The following is a 16,605-nucleotide window of genomic DNA, read 5'->3' as shown; positions in this document are numbered from 1 at the left end:
CGCCCCGGCTGTCGGGCCCCAACCTCCACCCGTTTTGCGGGCGGGGGGGGGGCGGGGGGGGGGGGCGCCGCGGGGCCCCCCGGTCCCAGCTCGGCCACGAGCGGGCCGAGGGTCTGCGGGCCACGGGCGTTGGCGAGGACCACGTGGTGGCCCGCCGCCACGAGGATCCTCGCGAGGACCGTGCCGATCCGCCCGGTGCCGATGATGCCTGTCCGCATTGACGCTCCTCGGGAAGGGGTGCTGTCCGTGTCCGGTCGGGCCTTCTCAGTCCATGCCGATCCAGACCGACTTGGTCTGGGTGTAGCTCTCCAGGGATTCGGGTCCGCACTCGCGCCCGAATCCGGAGGCCTTGTAGCCGCCGTAGGGCACCGCGGGGTCGTACTGGTTGTAGCAGTTGACCCAGACCGTGCCGGCCTTGATCTGCGAGGCGACACGGTGGGCGCGGCGCAGGTCCTTGGTGTGGACGCCGGCGGCCAGGCCGTACGCGCTGTCGTTGGCGATGCGCACGGCGTCCTCCTCCGTGTCGAAGGGGATGATCGACAGGACCGGGCCGAAGATCTCCTCCTGGGCGATGCGCATCCCGTTGTCGACGCCGGTGAAGACGGTCGGGAGGAAGTACAGTCCCTCGGCGGAGGCGCCCTCGGGAGTCCACCCGGTGCCGCCGGTCCGCAGCACCGCCCCCTCCTTCTCGCCGATCTCGATGTACGAGCTGACCTTGTCGAACTGGCCGCGGTGGGCGAGGGGGCCGAAGAGCGTGGCCGGGTCGCGGGGGTCGCCGGGCCGGAGGGCGGCTGCCCGGCTCACAAGGCGTTCCACCAGCTCGTCGTGGATGGGGCGCTGGAGCAGCAGCCGGGATCCGGCGGTGCAGATCTCGCCCTTGTTGTAGTAGATGCCGAAGAAGGCGAGTTCCTCGGCGGTGTCGAGGTCGGCGTCGGCGAAGACGATGTTGGCGGACTTGCCGCCGAGCTCCATCGTGACCTTCTTCAGGGTGCCGGCCGCCCTGCGGATGATCGACTGGCCGACGACGGTCGAGCCGGTGAAGGCGATCTTGTCGATGCCGGGGTGGTCGGTGAGCGTCTCCCCCAGCTCCACGCCGGGGCCGGTGACCACGTTCAACACCCCGTCGGGGATCTCCGCTTCCTGGAAGAGCTCGGCGATCTTCAGCGCGGTGAGGGGGGTGGCCGGGGAGGGCTTGTGGACGACCGTGTTGCCCGCCGCCAGTGCCGGCGCGATCTTCGTCATCGACAGCAGCAGCGGAAAGTTGAACGGGGTGATCGCGCAGACCACACCGAGCGGTTCGCGCAGGGTGTAGGCGAGCTGACCGCCGGCCGGGGCGCGCGAGGAGCCGTCGACGCGGGTCACCGCCCCGGCGTAGTAGTGCATGAGCTGGGCGGCCATGGGGGCGTCGACCGTGCTGGAGAAGGCGAACGGCTTGCCCATGTCCATGGTCTCCAGCAGGGCGATCTCCTCCAGGTCGCGCTCGATGAGCTCACCGACCCGGTTCAGCCGCAGTGCCCGCTCCTGGGCGGACAGTCTGCTCCACGGACCTTCCTCGTACGCCGTGCGGGCGGCGGCGACGGCTGCGTCGGCGTCGGCCGCGGCGGCCTGCGCGACGGGCACGATCTCCTGTCCGTCGACGGGGCTGACGTCCGGCTCGGTCCGGCCGTCCCGGGCCGGTACCCACGTGCCGCCGATGAAGAGCTTCCCGGGGTTGGCGAGGGGCGGGCCGCTCAGCTCACGCTTGGTCATGGCTGCCTTCCGGTGTCGGATGCGGGGCGGGGGAGGGTGTGTCCGGCGGATCCGGGCCCGGCCCTGATCCGCCGGACACCTCCTAGCCCTTCGCGAGCTGGCTTAAGAACGTCTCCGCGAGGGCCTTGGAGGAGTACGGGTTCTGGCCGGTCGTCAGCTTGCGGTCGACGACCACGTGCGAGTCCCAGATCGCGTCCGCCTTCTCGTAGCGGGCGCCGAGTCGGGTCAGCTCGACCTCCAGGATCAGCGGGAGCCGGCCGGCCATGTTGGTGACGAGTTCCTCGTCGTGCGAGAAGGCCGTCATCCGGTAGCCCTCGAACGGCCAGCGGCCTTCGCCGTCGCGCAGCGCGAGGAGCGAGGTGTGGCCGTGGCAGACGGTCGCGAGGGGCTTGTCCTGGGCGATGACCCAGCGCAGGATCTGGGCGAGTTCGTCGGACTTGGGCAGGTCGCCGATCGCACCGTGGCCGCCGCTGACGTAGACGCCGTCGTAGTCGGCGACGTCCTTCTCGGTGAGGGACTCCAGCGCCAGCGGGGCTCGCAGCTGGGGGGTGTTCTCGATGACGCGGACGTACTCGGCGGCGTTGGCCGCGTCCTCGTCGGGGGAACCCTGGGGGCGGACCCACTGGAGGAACTGCGGGTCGATGCTCGTCTGGTCGACCGTAGGAGCGCGACCCCCGATCGTCGCCACGTCCACGTCGTGGCCGGCCGCCTTGAAGAGTGAAAAGGGAACGACAAATTCCTCTGCCCAGAATCCCGAGGGATGCTGTTCGCCGTCCAGCAGGTGCAGGGTCGCCTTGGCCGTCATGACGACGAGAATCTTCATGATTCTCTCCTTGTTCTGGATTCGCTGCCGATTCAACACGCCCCCCGCAGGGGGCGTAAGGGGGCGACGTCAGGCCCGCGATACTTCGTCACGTGCGTCCAACGCCGAGATGATGGTGCGGAATTCACCGACCAGGGGGTGGTCGGGGTGGGCTTCTGCGAATATGCGCTCCCCGTACAGGGAGGCCATTTCCGGCGAATAGGGAAGAATCCCGGCCACGGGCGCACCGTAGACCTCCTCGGAGCGCCGCCGGGCGGAGTCCCGGTCGATGCCGGCGGGTGCCATGCTCAGTACCAGGGCCCGGCGGCAGGCCAGGCGCCCGGCGAGGGCGATGGTCTCCTCGACCCCGGAGAGGTCGATCCGGTCGGCCCGCGCCATGATGATCAACACGTCGGCGCTCGCCATCGCCGTCACCGACTCGTTGTTGAGCCCGGCGTGGGTGTCGAGCAGCAGCACGTCCAGCGCGTAGTGCTCGGCCAGCCGGTCGAAGCCCTCCGGCAGCAGGCCCACGTCGTAGCCGCCGGCCATGAGTTCCCGCAGGGCCGCCGTCCCGGTCCGGGCCGGTACGACGTACAACCCTGGCACGCCGGCCGGTTGGGCGGCGGCCTCGATCTCGCAGCGGCCGAGGAGGTAGTCGGCCAGGGAGGGTCCGGGGCCGAGCCGGAACAGCAGGTCCAGAGTGGGTGACTGGATGTCGGTGTCCACCACCCCCACCCGGCGTCCCCCGGCCGCGAGGAGCAGCGCGAGGTTGGCCAGGACCGAGGACTTCCCGGTGCCGCCGCGGTGCGAGTGCACCACGATCGTGCGGGCCATCTCTAGGCCACCACCCGATGCCCGGGCCCGTCCGCGTACGGCCCCCGCGCCGTACGCGGCCGGTGCAGGGCGAGCATGGTGACATCGTCGTGCTGCTCGGCGGTGCCGGTGTGCTCGCGCACCGCCAGGTCCATCCGGTCGACGAGGTCCTTGCCGCTCGCCAGTGGCCCGGCGAGCAGTTGCAGCATGCGTTCGTCGCCGAGGAAGCTGCCGTTCGGGCAGCGGGCCTCGGGCACTCCGTCGGTGAACACGAACAGGGTGTCGCCCGGATCCAACTGGGCGTAGCCGAGCGTGTAGACGCAGTCGGGCAGGACCCCGACGGCCGGCCCGGTGATGTCCAGGGCGGCGGGCGGGCTGCCGTCCGCGGGCCGCAGCAGGGGCGGGTTGTGGCCGCCGTTGATGTAGACGAGGCTTCCGGTGAGCGGGTCCAGCACTCCGAAGAACAGGGTCGCGAAGTAGCCCTGCCTCAGGTGGTTGCTGGTGAGGTAGCCGTTGGTGGCCGTGACCGCGTTGAGCAGTGGTGTGGCGCCGACGACCGGGATCCGCCGGCTGCCGCCGGCCCGGCCCGCGGCGACCAGGTGCTGGAGTCCGCTGTTCTGCGCGGTGTGGCGGAGCAGGGAGCGGATGAGCGCCATGAAGAGCGCGGCTCCGACCCCCTTGTCGCAGACGTCGGCGACGACGAAGGCCAGCCGGCGGCCGCGGGAGATCTCGAAGACGTCGTAGAAGTCCCCGGCGACCTGCCGGGCGGGCCGGAAGCGGACGTCGATCTCCCAGCCGTCGGGGACGGGCAGGGATTCGGGCAGGAATCCTGCCTGGATCTCCCGGCCGATCTCCAGTTCCTTCTCGTAGCCCATGAGTTCGGCGCGGGCGTCGGCCTCGCGCAGGGTGCGGCCGAGTCCGGCGCGCTCCGAGCAGCTGTGCAGCCGGGCCCCGACGAGGGCGGGCAGGAAGGGTGGTACGAGGTAGTCGTGCCCGATCCGGACGTGCTCCTCCAGGGCGGCGAACTCCGTCACGGTCCAGACGACCACGATGGGAGCCCCGGCCCAGCGGCGCAGCCGGCGTACGGCCATCCGTACGGCGTCCCCGTCGGACTCCGCCGGGGCGAGCAGCACGTCCGCGACGGGCAGCAGCTCCAGCGGGCCTTCGCGCAGCTCCGTCAGCGTGCGGGTGACGAGGCGGGCGTCCATCGTCCGCAGGGCGTCGAGCAGTTCGGGCGGCGGTGCCGGGTGCGCGTCGAGGATGATCACGGTCGTGGAGGGCATGGATGCGTCCCCTCAGCCTTCACAGTCAGCGTGCTGATGTTGCGGCCGTCCCGGTAGGTGTAGGCGAACTCGTCCACGCTGGTCAGGGCGAGGTGGATGCCGAGGCCGCCGATCCGCCGGTCCTGCGGGGGTACCCCGGGGCACGGCGGCAGACGGCCTTCGACGGGATCGAAGGCCGGGGCGCAGTCCTCAAGGGTGATCTGCACCCCGCCCGGACCGGAGCGGCCGCGGACGGTGATCCGTCCGTCGCCGCCCCGGTACCCGTGCATCACGATGTTCGTGGCCAGTTCGTCGACGGCCAGCCGGAGCCGGTAGGAGGCTCGTTTGCCGAGCCCGGCCCGGCCGGCCAGCCGCAGGACGAACGCGGCGACGTCGCCCAGTGCCCCCACCGTCGCGGGCACTTCCAGGACCGCGGGCGTCCTCGCCAGCTCGACCATGTCACTCACGGTCGTCACTCATCGGAGAGGACGATGCTGCGGTCGAGGCCTGCCGTCCGGATGGTCCGGGAGACGGGCTCGATGGCACCGACTACCTTGATGGTGACGTCGTCGGCGACCTTCTGCTGGGCGAAGACCAGGGAGCGCAGTCCGGCGCTGGCCATGTAGCCGACGCCGGCCATCCTGATCTCGACCGTGGTGGTGCCGTGTCCGGCAGCCTTCTCGATCGTCCGGTGGAAGTCCGGCGCGGTCTTGGCGTCCAGCTCGCCCGACAGTTCGATCACGGTGGTGTCGCCCTCGATGCTCAGGGACACGGAAAGCGGCATGTCTGGTCTCCTTCGGTCAGGGCGTGTCGGATTCGTCGGGGTCGTTCGTACGGCCCACCAGGATCACCACCGACCGCGGGCCGATCAGGTACTTGCCGGCGTTGCCCAGCTCCGGCTCGGTCCCGGGGGTGCGGATGTCGTGCGGTGCCTCGGCCCCGGTGTCGGCGAACAGGTGCCAGCTGCGTCCGCCGGGCAGGGCGGGCAGCTCCAGGTCGTGCGGCTCCCAGTGTGAGTTCATGGCCACGTAGACCACGTCGTCGTCGCCGGCGCCGCAGCGGGCGACCGCCACCAGCCGACTGTCCGCCGACCAGTCGGGCTGCCAGGCCCGCTCGCCGTGCCAGCTGATGTCCGGCAGGCCAAGGGTGTCCCGGACCCGTCCGGTGGGGTGGCAGGTGGAGCGGAGCTCGCGGTGGCGCTTGCGGAAGGCGATCATCTCGCGGGTGAAGCGGAGCAGTTCGGCGTTGTCGTCGACCTGGTCCCAGTCGAACCAGGACAGTTCGTTGTCCTGGCAGTAGGTGTTGTTGTTGCCCTGCTGGGTCCTGCCGACCTCGTCGCCGGAGAGCAGCATCGGGATGCCCTGGCTGGTGAGGAGGATGGCGAGGGCGTTCTTCATCTGCCGGGTGCGCAGGGCGTTGATCTGCGGGTCGTCGGTGGGGCCCTCGGCGCCGCAGTTCCAGCTGTTGTTGTCGTTGGCGCCGTCGTTGTTGCCCTCGCCGTTGGCCTCGTTGTGCTTGTCGTTGTAGGAGACCAGGTCGGCGAGGGAGAAGCCGTCGTGTGCGGTCAGGAAGTTGACGGAGGCGGCGGTGCCGCGGCTGGAGTAGAGGTCGGGTGAGCCGGCGATGCGGGTGGCCAGTTCGCCGGTGACCCCGGGGTCGCCCTTGAGGAAGCGGCGCACGGTGTCGCGGTACTTGCCGTTCCACTCCGCCCAGCGGCCGTACGCCGGGAAGTTGCCGACCTCGTAGAGGCCGCCGGCGTCCCAGGCCTCGGCGATGAGCTTGGTGTGCCGGAGCACCGGGTCGTAGGCGAGCAGCTCCAGGAGCGGCGGGTTGGGCAGCGGGGTGCCGTCCAGGGACCGGCCCAGGATGGCGGCGAGGTCGAAGCGGAATCCGTCGATGTGGTAGTCGGCTACCCAGTGGCGCAGGCAGTCGAGGACGAAGTTGCGCACGACGGGGTGGTTGCAGTTGACCGTGTTGCCGGTGCCGCTGAAGTTGAAGTAGTACCCCTCGGGCGTGAGCATGTAGTAGGTGGCGTTGTCGAGCCCCTTGAAGGAGATCGTCGGCCCTTGCTCGTTGCCCTCGGCGGTGTGGTTGAAGACGACGTCGAGGATGACCTCGATACCGGCCGCGTGCAGGTCCTTGATCAGCGTGCGGAACTCGTCGCCCTGCATCCCGTAGCGTCCGGTGGCCGCGTATCCGGCCTTGGGCGCGAAGAAGGAGACGGTGTTGTAGCCCCAGTAGTCGAAGAGCTTCTCGCCCGTCTCCGGGTTGGAGCGCGGATTGTCGCTCTCGTCGAACTCGAACACCGGCAACAGCTCGATGCAGTTGACCCCGAGTTCCTTCAGGTACGGGATCTTCTCGCGCAGCCCCGCGAACGTACCCGGCGCGGTGACCCCCGAGTTGGGGTGCCGGGTGAAGCCGCGGACGTGGGCCTCGTAGACGACCAGGTCCTCGGCGGGGATGCCCAGCGGGGTGTCGTCGCCCCAGTCGAAGTCCTGGAGGCAGACGCGGGAGCGGTACTGGTAGCCACGGCTGCGGTCCGGCTCCACGCCCCACACGTCACGGCCCGCGATCAGCCGGGCGTAGGGGTCGGAGAGGACCTGGCGGGCGTCGAAACGGTGGCCGGTGACCGGGTCGTAGGGGCCGTCGGCCCGGTACCCGTACTCGATGTTCTCGTGGTCGAGGCCGAAGACGGTCATGGCGAACACGCTGCCGGTGCGGAACTCCTCGGGGAACTCCAGTTCGGCCATCGGCTCGGGCTCTCCGCGCTTGTAGACGACCAGGGTCATGGAGGTGGCCTGGTCGGAGAAGACGGAGAAGCTCACCCCGCCGGGGACCACGTTGGCCCCGAAGGGGAACGGTTTGCCCGCGCGGACGCGGTACCCGCCCACCTCATGGGTCGGGTACGCGTCGACGCGCAGCACCTGCTCGGAGCGGGTCTCGCTCATCGCGCGGCCTTGGCCTTGGCGGCCGCCGCGGCGGCCTCGCCGGTCTCGAAGAAGTCGAGGAAGCCGGTGGCCGACATGACGAACCGGACTTCCTCGCTCACCCCGTAGAGGGTGACGGCCACGCCGGCGTGCTGGGCCTCGCGGTAGACGACGAGCAGAGTGCGCAGGCCGGCGCTGGAGACGTAGGTCACCGCCGTGAGGTCGATCCGCAGCGGCTTGCCCTCGCGGACCAGCGGCAGCAGGGACTCCAGCAGCGTGCCGGAGGTCTCGCTGTTGATCTCGCCGGTGGCGACGAGCACGGTGCCCGTCTTGTTCCGGCGTTCCTTGACGTTGAGAGTCATTGCCTTCCCCTCTGGTTGGGGCGCCCCCCGTTGAGCGCTACTTCGCGGCCGTCGGCCGCAGCCGGACCTTGACCTTGACCCGGCTCTGGACGTCGGGGAGGCGCACGGTGAGCGCCTCCGCGTCGAAGTCGGTGTAGGGCTTCTCGTCGATCTCCACGGACGCGATCCGCACCGAGCCGGCGGGCAGCAGGTCGGGCGAGACGCGCAGGACGCGGCCGGGCAGGCCGGTCGGGTCGGGCTGGAAGTGGAAGTCCATCTCCCGGCCGTTGACGAGCAGGTTGTTGTAGACGGCGGCGAGGTAGCAGAGCTCCGCCGAGTGGTACATGGACATCGAGTGGCTGCCCTTGAGCCGCTCGGTGCCGAGCAGGTACGGCGTGCCGCTGGCGAGCACGTTGAAATAGACGGCGCCCTCGTCGTGGTCGAGGAAGAAGGTGTTGTAGAAGGCCTGGGCCTGCCGGGCCTCGCGCAGGTTCGCCTCGCCACCGACCGTGCCGTTCAGGATGAGGTAGGCGAGGATCGCCTGCTCCTGCTGCCACCAGGCCTTGCGGTCGTGCCAGGCGAAACGATACGTCTCCTGGTCACCCTCCTTCACCCGCTCCACGACGTCGTACCAGCCGCCGCGCTGCACGTCGCTGCCGACGGCCGGCATGATCTCGCCGATCTTCCTGGCGAGCTCCTCGTAGGCCGGCTTGGCCTTCAGCGAGTTCATCCGCATCAGGTTCCAGGCGATCTTCAGGTTGTGGCCGACGACCGCGCGGTCCTGCTGCCAGCTGTGCGCCTTGTCGTGGGACCAGTCACGGAAGAAGCGCTCCTGGACGAAGGGGCTGTTCTTGTAGTCGGGGAACTTGTCCGCGATCGTGTCGAAGGTGTACTCGAGGAAGTCGGCGTACTTCTGCTCGCCCGTCGCCAGGTACAGGTTGATCAGGTAGGCCGGGGCGTGGTCTCCGACCGAGTTCCAGTTCTTGCGCTCGGCGTTCTCGCCCAGGGACTCGTGGTCCGCGCTGAAGAGGATCGGGTCGATGTGGGAGTAGTAGCCGCCCTGCTCCGGGTCGAAGAAGAACTTGTCGAACAGCCGGATCGTGGCGTCCGCGTCGTTCTTGATCCGGACGTCGCCGGTGACCCGGTAGGTCTGGATGGGGCCGGCCAACGCGTAGATCTGCTCGTACATCGGGATCGCGTCGTAGTCGTCGGAGAACTCCGAGGTGAACAGCTTGCGCTCGCTGTCCCCGTCGACGCTGATGCCGTGGTACCAGAAGACCACGTCCTCCTCGCTGTCCACGACCCGCATGTGCTTGCGCAGGTACTCGGTGCCGCGCTCGGCGACCTCCAGGTACTCGTCCTTGCCGGTCAGCAGGTAGGCCGAGGCCATGCCGTACACCAGCCGGGAGATCGTGTCGGTCTCCTGGACGTGGCTGGCGGTCTTGTCACCGCCGAGCCGGATCTCGGTGCGGTAGTCGGTGAAGTCCACCGGTCCGTCGCCGAACTGCGCCCGTCGGTAGAAGTCGGCCAGCGACTCGATCTGCTTGATCCACCAGCTGCCCTCCTCGAACCGGTAGTCCTCGGCGCTGCGGCCCAGGAACACCAGGCGCTTGGCGTCGAAGCGGCCGCCGTGCTCGGGGTAGTGGACGCCGTAGACGAAGAGGAACCGGCCCGGCGAGAGCATCTCGTCGATGTGCCCGGAGGCGTCGATGTAGGGCTCGTCCAGGTTGCGGACCAGCTCGGCGCTGGGGCCGCCGGCCAGCGAGACGTCGCACTCGCGGCCGTCCGAGGTCTTCAGCCGCAGCACGCGCGTACCGGAGTCGAAGCGGACGACGTAGCCCGCGATGGTGTCGGAGAAGGAGAAGCTCACGGCGTCCGCCATGTCATGCACCGTCCTTGTCGTGAGTGCTGTCGTCCTCGTATCCCTGGCTCACTTCGACGATCACCCCGTCGGGGTCGCGGACCCACACGGTCCGCCAGCCGCAGATGAAGTCGTCGAAGTCCAGCGGGCCCAGGGTCACTTCCGCCGCGTCGCCCAGATCGGCCAGGAACGCGTCCACGCTGTCGGTCTGGAACGCCAGGTGGCGCATCCGGCCCGGGGCCTGCGGCCCGTCTCCGCCGGCTGCGGCCGGGGGGAGCCCCGGGGCCGTGCGGTCCGGCCCGGCATCCGCTGCGAAGAGCTCCAGGTACGCGTCGCCCTTGCGCAGGAACACGATCTGCGACTCCCCGAGGTCGACCACCCGGGCCCGGGAGAAGCCGAAGTACCGGGTGTAGAAGTCCTCGGTGGTCTTCTGGTCCACGCAGTTCAGGCCCACGTGCGACCACACCATCGGCCGGTCCGCGGCCCCCGGCATCAGGAGGCACCCCCCAGCGGTGGCCGGGGGACGGCCCCCCGGCCCCGGCCGGCCGCGATCAGCTCGATGAGCCGGCGGGCGAACAGGTGGTGGTGGGCCCCGGTGCGGCCGGTGACCAGGTCGCCGTCGACCACGACGTCCTCGTCGACGTACTCCCCGCCCATGTTGCGGACGTCGCCGATCAGGTTGTTGTGGCAGACCACCTTGCGGCCGCGGATCTTCCCGGGGATGGAGGAAGCCAGCCACATGCCGTGGCAGATGATCCCCTTGAGGATCGTCGGCTCCTCGAACGCCCGGCGCAGCAGCTCGGTCGCCGGGGCGAGGACGTCGACGTCCTCGGTGTAGCGCAGCCGGTCGGCCACCATGCCCGAGGGCACGATGACCGCCGCGTACCGGCGCAGCTCCTCGTCGCTCAGTCCCTCCAGGGACCGGTCGACGGTGAACGGGGCCCGGTACTCGTGCCCGGTGAAGGTGATGGAGTCGTTGCCCCACAGCCGGGTCAGGAAGTCGACCTCGGCGCCCTCCTCGGCGAACCGGTGCTGGTAGTAGAAGATCTCGGGCTCGTAGTAGTCGCTCTCGACCAGGACCGCGATCCGGGTCCCGGACAGGGCACCCTCGCGCAGGACGGCATCAGGCACGGGAGGTCCCCCTCAGGAAGTCCGCCGCGCGCTCGGCGATCATCGCGATGGCGGCGTGGCAGTTGCCCGACGGGACGGCGGGCATCACGCTGGCGTCCACGACGCGCAGGTTGCGCACGCCGTGCACCCGCAGCTGCGGATCGACGACGGCGAGGTCGTCGATGCCCATGCGGCAGGAGCCGGACTGGTGGTGGTAGCTCTCCGACTTCTGCTTCACGAAGGTCCGCAGGTCGTCGTCGCTGACGTGGCCGGGGCCGGGCTGCAGCTCCTGCTTGTACCAGGGCGAGAAGGCCGAGGTCGCGAAGATCTCCCGGGCGATCTTGACGCCCTGCACCATGCGCTCCAGGTCCCACCGGTCGCCCAGGTAGTTCGGGTTGATCAGCGGGTGGGCCAGTGGGTCGGCGCTCGCCAGCCTGATCCAGCCGCGCGAGACCGGGCGCACCACCCCGGGCAGGATGCTCACCGTGTTCGGGTGGTCCCTGCCGACGATCACGTCGAACGGCACGTGGACGAAGGCGATCTGCAGGTCGGGGGCGGGCAGTCCCGGCTGCGAGGACAGGAACAGAGCGCTCTCCGACAGGTTCTGTGCCGGCGGCGGGAGTTCCTGGGTGACCTCGGCCATCAGACCGGTCAGGACGTGGTTGTGGAAGTTCTCGCCGACCCCGGGCAGGGCCGCGGTGACCTCGATGCCGTGCTCGCGCAGCTGCTCGGGGTGGCCGATGCCGGAGAGCAGCAGCAGCTTCGGCGACTCGATCGCCCCGGCGGCCACGACCACCTCGCGCCGGGCCCGTACGGTGTGCGGCCCGGGCGCGGCGGGACTGCTGTGGCCGTCCCGGACGGTCCGACCGGGGAACTCCGCGGGCGCCTGGAGCTGCACGTACTCGACGCCCGTGCAGGTGTCGCCGTCGACGAGGAGCCGGGTGCTCTGCGCGTTGGTGCGCAGGGTCAGGTTCGGCCGGTCGAGGGCGGGCTCCAGATAGGCCGCCAGGGTGCCCTGGCGGCGCCCGTCGGCCACGTCGATGTGGTGCCAGCCGGTGCCGAAGAGCCCGCGCCGGGGCCCGTCGGTGTTGAAGTCGGCGATCTCCTCGTGGCCGAGCTCGACGGCCGCGTCGATGAAGGCGCGGGAGACCGGGTTGGGGCCGTGCAGCCCGGCGTTGGTGATCCGCTGCGGACCGCGGGTCCCGGTGGTCGCGGCGGTGGCGTCCTCCTGGCCCTCCAGCAGGGCGAAGTACGGCAGCACGTCCTCGTGGGCCCAGCCGGCCGCACCCTGGTAGGCCCAGTTGTCGAAGTCCGAGGCGTGGCCGCGGATGTGCATCATGATGTAGAGGTTGCTGCTGCCGCCGGGGGCCTTGCCGCGCGGCTCGTAGGTACGGCGGCCGTCGAGCCCGGGCTGCGGCGTGCTGGTGTAGCCCCAGTCCACGGGCCCGCCGAGGAGCTTGTACCAGGAGGACGGGTCGTCGACCTCGGGCGGGATCCGGGAGCCGCCCGCCTCCAGGACGAGGACGGAGACGTCCGGGTCCTCGGAGAGCCGGTTGGCCAGCACGCTGCCCGCGGTGCCCGATCCCACGACGACGTAGTCGTACTCTTCCACGCTCACGCCTCCCTCCTCAGTCCTGGCTCAGGGCCTGGAAGGGAACCGTGTCGTGGTAGTTCGCCATGTAGGCGATCTTTCCGTCCACGATCCGGAAGAAATTCATGACCTCGGCCTCGATGGGCTCTCCGGAGGCGCTGACCGCGGTCAGGTGGGAGACGGCCGCGGCCTTCTCGCCGTCGACGAGGAAGTGCACGGGCTCGTTGCGGAACACCCGGTACATCGTCCCCATGCCCTTCATCATCGAGCGGAGCACCTCCAGGCCCTCGATGTGGCCGGCGAGCTGCTCGTCCATGACCTGGTCATCGGCGAACAGGTCGCACCAGCGCTCCCAGTCCCCGGCATTGGCGTACTCGTAGTACTTCTGCAGGATCTGTCGTGCGTCCATCGCGCTCATCCCCCTATCGGTCTCTGCGGGTTCCGTCCGGCGCGAACGGCGCCCAGAACTGGCTGAAGGCGGTCGCCGAGTCCCCGAAGAGCCCGTCGCGGCCCTCGACGATCCGGCCGTCGGCCCACCGCATGAAATGGAAGACCGGGTAGTCCATCCGCTCGTACGGGGACCCGCTCGCCTCGGCCGCGCCGGCCCGCAGGGCGACGTTGCGGCACACGTCGGCCGAGCAGTCCGGGCCGACCAGCACCGCCTCCAGGTCCATCCGGAAGGTGCCCCCCGTGAGCTTGTGGGTCTGCCCCATCAGCTCCAGGAAGGCGTCCAGGCTCTCGTACCAGCCGGCCAGGGGGTGGTTGCCCGGCACCAGCCAGCGCAGGTCCTCGGAGTAGTACTGCAGGATCCGCTCCCGGTCGCCGGAGCCGAGGGCGGCGTAGGCCTCCCGGACCCGCTCGGGTGTCACTTCGGTCATCGTCGGTCCTCCTTCACCGCGGTCACAGGGAGCCGGAGCCGGGCATCGGAGCCAGGTCGTTGACGGTGTACTGCTTGATCAGCGGTCCATCGGGGCCGGCGACCACGGTCCAGGTCTGGTCGGCGTCGAAGCCCAGCCACTGGCTGCGGGCGGCCGGCGGGTCCCAGATCTTGGCCTGCCAGTTGACGAGGACCCGGACCACCGCCCGGTCGCCCTCGATGACCGGTTCCACCTTCGTGACCGTGTGCACCTCGTCGAAGAAGCGGTGGGTGACGGCCTCGTACCAGCGGCCGAATCCCTCGTGTCCGAGGAAGGTGTCCTCGGGGACCTTGAACTCCAGGTCCTCGGTGATCAGGGCGAGCACGTCGGCCGGAGCCGCGTGCTGGTCCAGCGCCACGTACCAGTGCTCGGCGAAACTGCGGATCGCGTCCTCGGTCAGCTGCCGCTCGGCGGGCATGCGGTCTCCTCCTGCTTCCGTTTCCGTGCTGGATGACTGGTCGGGTCGGTCGGACTGCAGTGGGCTCCGCGGTCAGATCTGCACGTCGACGAGGAACGGTCCGGGGTGGGACAGCATCCGGCCCACCGCGGCGACCGCCTCGTCCGGCTTCTCCACCCGCATCCCGCCGGCGCCCAGCGAGCGCGCCAGCCCCGCGAAGTCGATCTCGGGGTGCGAGAGGTCGAAGGAGTTCGGGAAGCCGTGCTCCGGGATGTCCCGCTCCCGCCAGTACTGGGCGATGTTGTCGTCCAGCAGCCGGTACTTGCGGTTGTTGCAGACGACGAACTTGGCGTCGATGCCGTGCCGGGCCGCGGTCCACAGCGCCTGGTAGGTGTACATGGAACCGCCGTCGCCGGCGAAACCCACGACGAGCCGGTCCGGGCGGGCCAGCTTGGCGCCGACGGCCCCCGGGAAGCCCACGCCCAGCGATCCGCCCCGGGTGAGGTGGTAGTCACCGGGGCGTTCCGCCGGCAGGTAGCGGGTGACGAGCGGCGAGGTCGTCAGCGCCTCGTCGAAGACGATCAGGTCCCCGCCGGTGCGCTCGGCCAGGGTCCGCAGGAAGACGGCCATCGGCGTGCCGTCGTCCTGGGTGGCCGCGTCCGCCCCCCGGGACTGTTCCCGGGTCCGTACATCGAGCCGGGCGGCCGCGGCGGCCCGCCGCTGGGGCGTCAGCTGCCGCTCCAGTACGCCGGCCAGCGCCCGCAGCGCCTGCCGGGGGTCCGCGGCGAGGCCCAGGTCGACCGGGTGATTCTTGGCGATCTCATAGGCGTTGAGGTCGATGTGGACGACCTTCGCGCCGGCCCGGAAGGGGCTCTCCAGCTCGGGGAACACCTCCGGGAAGACATAGGTGCCGACGATCAGCACCCCGTCGGCGTCCGCGACCAGCTCCTTGCTGTGCGGACCGAACATGTGCCCGGTCTGGCCGCGCCGCAGCGGGTGCGAGGCCGCGATGTTCACCTCGGAGGAGTCGACCTCGTACACGTCGGCGCCCAGCAGCTCGGCGACGGCGGCGAGCTCGCGCTGCGCCCCGGAGAGCGCCACCCCGTCCCCGACCAGCACGACCGGCCGCTCGGCGGAGGCGAGCAGCTCGGCCGCCCGGCCGACCGACGCCGGCGAGGGCGCCACGTCCGTGAGCGGGACCGTGGCCGGCAGGACGGGCTCGGAGTTGAGCTCGTCCAGCACGTCCATCGGCAGCGCCACGAACACGGGCCCGCGGGGCGGGGTGAGCGCGATCTTCACGGCCCTCCGGACGGTGCGCAGCACCGAGCGCGGATCGGTGACGCGGGTCGCGTACTTGGTCACCGGCCTGGCCATCGCCACCAGGTCGGACGCCATCTGCGCGTCCATGGCGTCGTAGCGCACCCCGGCGTCGCCGGCGACGACGACGAGCGGGGTGTGGCCGCGCAGCGACTGGTAGAGCATCCCGATGCCGTTGCCGAGGCCCACCCCGGAGTGCAGCTGGAGCAGGGCCGCGCCGCCGGTCGCGCGGGCGTACCCGTCGGCGATGCCGGCGGCCACGGTCTCCTGGAGGGCGAGGACGTAGCGGAAGTCGTCCGCCGCGTCCACCGCGTCGAGGAATCCCTGTTCCACCGTCCCCGGATTTCCGAACATCACCTTCAGGCCGTCGGCCTTGAACTGCTCGATCAGCCTTTCCCGTCCGGGAGTGGCTTCCATGAATTCCCCCTCGACCATCCGAATTCCCTGCGGTTGCCGGGATTACCAGCCGTATCGGGTGAGCCCGTCCTCCAGGACCTCCACGATCTTCTGCCCCGTCAGATAGGAATCGGGGGTGGAACGTCCGGTGACGAAGGGGAAGTCCACAATCACCGAGACAGGCTTGCCGAAGTTCCCGTGGTACGCGCCGCGCGGTCCCGTCGCGTCGCGCAGGATGTACTCCAGCGGGTACGGCGGCGGCCCCATGTTGAAGTCGGTACCGAGGAACCCGGTGCCGTCCTTGTAGTCGTACTCCTTGCAGTGGCCGGTCACGTGCTTGCCCCAGATGATGCTCTTGCGGTCGTCCCAGTCCCGGGCGAAGGCCAGGCAGGCGACTCCGTAGCACTCGGCGGCCACGACCTTGCCGGCCTTCCGGAAGGCCAGGATCAGGGCGTGCACGCGCTCGTTGTTGGCGAGGTCGGCGATCGGTCCGCTGCCCCCGACGATGAGGATCGCGTCGTATCCGGCGATGTCGGCGTCGAGTTTGTCGAGGTCACGGTGGTACTGCTCCAGCTTGGGCAGGTAGGCCGTATCACTCGTGTACGGGCGCTCGGGCACCCAGGCCTCGATGTCGAGGGGGGAGTCCAGTCGGCTCGACCGCTCGAACTCCCGCCCCAGCCGGGCGTTCTCCTCGGTGGTCACCGAGCGTCCGAGCGGGGGGTCGACGTAGTTCGCGTCGAGGCTCGGCGGAAGAGCGTGCGCACGCTTCCCGGTCGGCGTGGCGAATATGACCTCGTAGCCCCGCTCATCGAACTTCGAGATGGGTCCTATCAGTTCTTCGGCCCAGTAACCGTGTTCGGAGACAATGACCAGAATCTTTCTGCTCACGTATTCCTCCAGGCGCCGCCTGTTGTCGTTGGCGTCCCCCACACTGGCCGGGCCCCGAGCCTTCGTCAAAGCGCTGGCATGCGACTTCGTGAGGTAGCGGTACAGCCGGCCGGGGCACCTCAGGAAGTCGTTCGCCGACGTCATGAAGTAGCCGCAGGACTACGTGACTTCGGCCGAATCGGTGAACCATTCCGCCGGGCCCGCCCTAAGGTCTGGACGCGCCGTGAATGGCGG

General features: G+C 70.0%; 18 protein-coding genes. All 18 read right to left on the bottom strand.

What is annotated here, in order from left to right:
- The coding region (locus ACFW2G_RS27015) for an NAD(P)-binding domain-containing protein (protein ID WP_384681072.1) at nt 1–218 on the bottom strand (218 nt) is incomplete at its 3' end.
- A 46-nt stretch (nt 219–264) separates the two neighbouring features.
- Nucleotides 265–1,749: an aldehyde dehydrogenase gene (locus ACFW2G_RS27010; protein ID WP_037926205.1), complete on the bottom strand. Its 1,485-nt coding sequence runs from the start codon at nt 1,747–1,749 to the stop codon at nt 265–267.
- Nucleotides 1,750–1,831: 82 nt separating this feature from the next.
- Nucleotides 1,832–2,572 carry a type 1 glutamine amidotransferase domain-containing protein gene (locus ACFW2G_RS27005; protein ID WP_052031161.1) on the bottom strand — a complete coding sequence of 247 codons (741 nt, stop codon included), beginning with the start codon at nt 2,570–2,572 and terminating at the stop codon, nt 1,832–1,834.
- A 69-nt stretch (nt 2,573–2,641) separates the two neighbouring features.
- The gene (locus ACFW2G_RS27000; protein WP_037926202.1) at nt 2,642–3,385 is read right to left on the bottom strand and encodes a MinD/ParA family protein; all 744 of its coding nucleotides are present in this window, start codon (nt 3,383–3,385) and stop codon (nt 2,642–2,644) included.
- Between the two features lie 2 nt (nt 3,386–3,387).
- Complete coding sequence (locus ACFW2G_RS26995; protein WP_052031160.1) at nt 3,388–4,647, bottom strand: PP2C family protein-serine/threonine phosphatase; 1,260 nt, start codon at nt 4,645–4,647, stop codon at nt 3,388–3,390.
- Complete coding sequence (locus ACFW2G_RS26990; RefSeq protein WP_037926199.1) at nt 4,629–5,084, bottom strand: anti-sigma regulatory factor; 456 nt, start codon at nt 5,082–5,084, stop codon at nt 4,629–4,631. The genes ACFW2G_RS26995 and ACFW2G_RS26990 overlap by 19 nt, the downstream gene beginning before the upstream one ends.
- A 14-nt stretch (nt 5,085–5,098) precedes the next feature.
- Complete coding sequence (locus ACFW2G_RS26985) at nt 5,099–5,410, bottom strand: STAS domain-containing protein (protein WP_030964503.1); 312 nt, start codon at nt 5,408–5,410, stop codon at nt 5,099–5,101.
- A gap of 16 nt (nt 5,411–5,426) precedes the next feature.
- Entirely contained in the window at nt 5,427–7,574 is a 2,148-nt protein-coding gene (glgX, locus tag ACFW2G_RS26980) for a glycogen debranching protein GlgX (protein WP_384584599.1), read from the bottom strand.
- Nucleotides 7,571–7,915: an STAS domain-containing protein gene (locus ACFW2G_RS26975; RefSeq protein WP_037926195.1), complete on the bottom strand. Its 345-nt coding sequence runs from the start codon at nt 7,913–7,915 to the stop codon at nt 7,571–7,573. The genes glgX and ACFW2G_RS26975 overlap by 4 nt, the downstream gene beginning before the upstream one ends.
- Nucleotides 7,916–7,952: 37 nt before the next feature.
- Complete coding sequence (locus tag ACFW2G_RS26970) at nt 7,953–9,776, bottom strand: AGE family epimerase/isomerase (RefSeq protein WP_037926192.1); 1,824 nt, start codon at nt 9,774–9,776, stop codon at nt 7,953–7,955.
- A 1-nt stretch (nt 9,777) separates the two neighbouring features.
- Nucleotides 9,778–10,248 (bottom strand): VOC family protein, encoded by a 471-nt coding sequence (locus ACFW2G_RS26965; RefSeq protein ID WP_384453694.1) that lies wholly within the window; start codon nt 10,246–10,248, stop codon nt 9,778–9,780.
- Complete coding sequence (locus ACFW2G_RS26960) at nt 10,248–10,886, bottom strand: DJ-1/PfpI family protein (protein ID WP_384453691.1); 639 nt, start codon at nt 10,884–10,886, stop codon at nt 10,248–10,250. The genes ACFW2G_RS26965 and ACFW2G_RS26960 overlap by 1 nt, the downstream gene beginning before the upstream one ends.
- Nucleotides 10,879–12,483 carry a GMC family oxidoreductase gene (locus ACFW2G_RS26955; protein ID WP_037926189.1) on the bottom strand — a complete coding sequence of 535 codons (1,605 nt, stop codon included), beginning with the start codon at nt 12,481–12,483 and terminating at the stop codon, nt 10,879–10,881. Before ACFW2G_RS26955 ends, ACFW2G_RS26960 begins: the two co-directional genes overlap by 8 nt.
- Before the next feature lie 10 nt (nt 12,484–12,493).
- Nucleotides 12,494–12,865, bottom strand: coding sequence for a nuclear transport factor 2 family protein (locus ACFW2G_RS26950; protein ID WP_384453688.1), 372 nt, complete (start codon nt 12,863–12,865; stop codon nt 12,494–12,496).
- 13 nt (nt 12,866–12,878) lie between these two features.
- Complete coding sequence (locus ACFW2G_RS26945) at nt 12,879–13,334, bottom strand: nuclear transport factor 2 family protein (protein WP_037926185.1); 456 nt, start codon at nt 13,332–13,334, stop codon at nt 12,879–12,881.
- A 22-nt stretch (nt 13,335–13,356) separates the two neighbouring features.
- Entirely contained in the window at nt 13,357–13,791 is a 435-nt protein-coding gene (locus tag ACFW2G_RS26940) for a nuclear transport factor 2 family protein (protein WP_037926183.1), read from the bottom strand.
- Between the two features lie 72 nt (nt 13,792–13,863).
- Nucleotides 13,864–15,504: a thiamine pyrophosphate-binding protein gene (locus tag ACFW2G_RS26935; protein ID WP_384453683.1), complete on the bottom strand. Its 1,641-nt coding sequence runs from the start codon at nt 15,502–15,504 to the stop codon at nt 13,864–13,866.
- A 42-nt stretch (nt 15,505–15,546) separates the two neighbouring features.
- The gene (locus tag ACFW2G_RS26930; RefSeq protein WP_037926515.1) at nt 15,547–16,371 is read right to left on the bottom strand and encodes a type 1 glutamine amidotransferase domain-containing protein; all 825 of its coding nucleotides are present in this window, start codon (nt 16,369–16,371) and stop codon (nt 15,547–15,549) included.
- Nucleotides 16,372–16,605: the final 234 nt, after the last annotated feature.

The organism is Streptomyces sp. NPDC058880 (assembly GCF_042742535.1).
Classification (GTDB): domain Bacteria; phylum Actinomycetota; class Actinomycetes; order Streptomycetales; family Streptomycetaceae; genus Streptomyces.
Note: the sequence above shows the minus strand (reverse complement) of the source record. Positions and strands in the feature narration are given on the sequence as shown.

Bases quoted from the DNA above. Each gene is read 5' to 3' on its own strand.
- ACFW2G_RS27010 (WP_037926205.1), bottom strand. From the start codon at position 1,749: ATGACCAAGCGTGAGCTGAGCGGCCCGCCCCTCGCCAACCCCGGGAAG.
- ACFW2G_RS27005 (WP_052031161.1), bottom strand. From the start codon at position 2,572: ATGAAGATTCTCGTCGTCATGACGGCCAAGGCGACCCTGCACCTGCTG.
- ACFW2G_RS27000 (WP_037926202.1), bottom strand. From the start codon at position 3,385: ATGGCCCGCACGATCGTGGTGCACTCGCACCGCGGCGGCACCGGGAAG.
- ACFW2G_RS26995 (WP_052031160.1), bottom strand. From the start codon at position 4,647: ATGCCCTCCACGACCGTGATCATCCTCGACGCGCACCCGGCACCGCCG.
- ACFW2G_RS26990 (WP_037926199.1), bottom strand. From the start codon at position 5,084: ATGGTCGAGCTGGCGAGGACGCCCGCGGTCCTGGAAGTGCCCGCGACG.
- ACFW2G_RS26985 (WP_030964503.1), bottom strand. From the start codon at position 5,410: ATGCCGCTTTCCGTGTCCCTGAGCATCGAGGGCGACACCACCGTGATC.
- glgX (WP_384584599.1), bottom strand. From the start codon at position 7,574: ATGAGCGAGACCCGCTCCGAGCAGGTGCTGCGCGTCGACGCGTACCCG.
- ACFW2G_RS26975 (WP_037926195.1), bottom strand. From the start codon at position 7,915: ATGACTCTCAACGTCAAGGAACGCCGGAACAAGACGGGCACCGTGCTC.
- ACFW2G_RS26970 (WP_037926192.1), bottom strand. From the start codon at position 9,776: ATGGCGGACGCCGTGAGCTTCTCCTTCTCCGACACCATCGCGGGCTAC.
- ACFW2G_RS26965 (WP_384453694.1), bottom strand. From the start codon at position 10,248: ATGCCGGGGGCCGCGGACCGGCCGATGGTGTGGTCGCACGTGGGCCTG.
- ACFW2G_RS26950 (WP_384453688.1), bottom strand. From the start codon at position 12,865: ATGGACGCACGACAGATCCTGCAGAAGTACTACGAGTACGCCAATGCC.
- ACFW2G_RS26945 (WP_037926185.1), bottom strand. From the start codon at position 13,334: ATGACCGAAGTGACACCCGAGCGGGTCCGGGAGGCCTACGCCGCCCTC.
- ACFW2G_RS26940 (WP_037926183.1), bottom strand. From the start codon at position 13,791: ATGCCCGCCGAGCGGCAGCTGACCGAGGACGCGATCCGCAGTTTCGCC.
- ACFW2G_RS26935 (WP_384453683.1), bottom strand. From the start codon at position 15,504: ATGGAAGCCACTCCCGGACGGGAAAGGCTGATCGAGCAGTTCAAGGCC.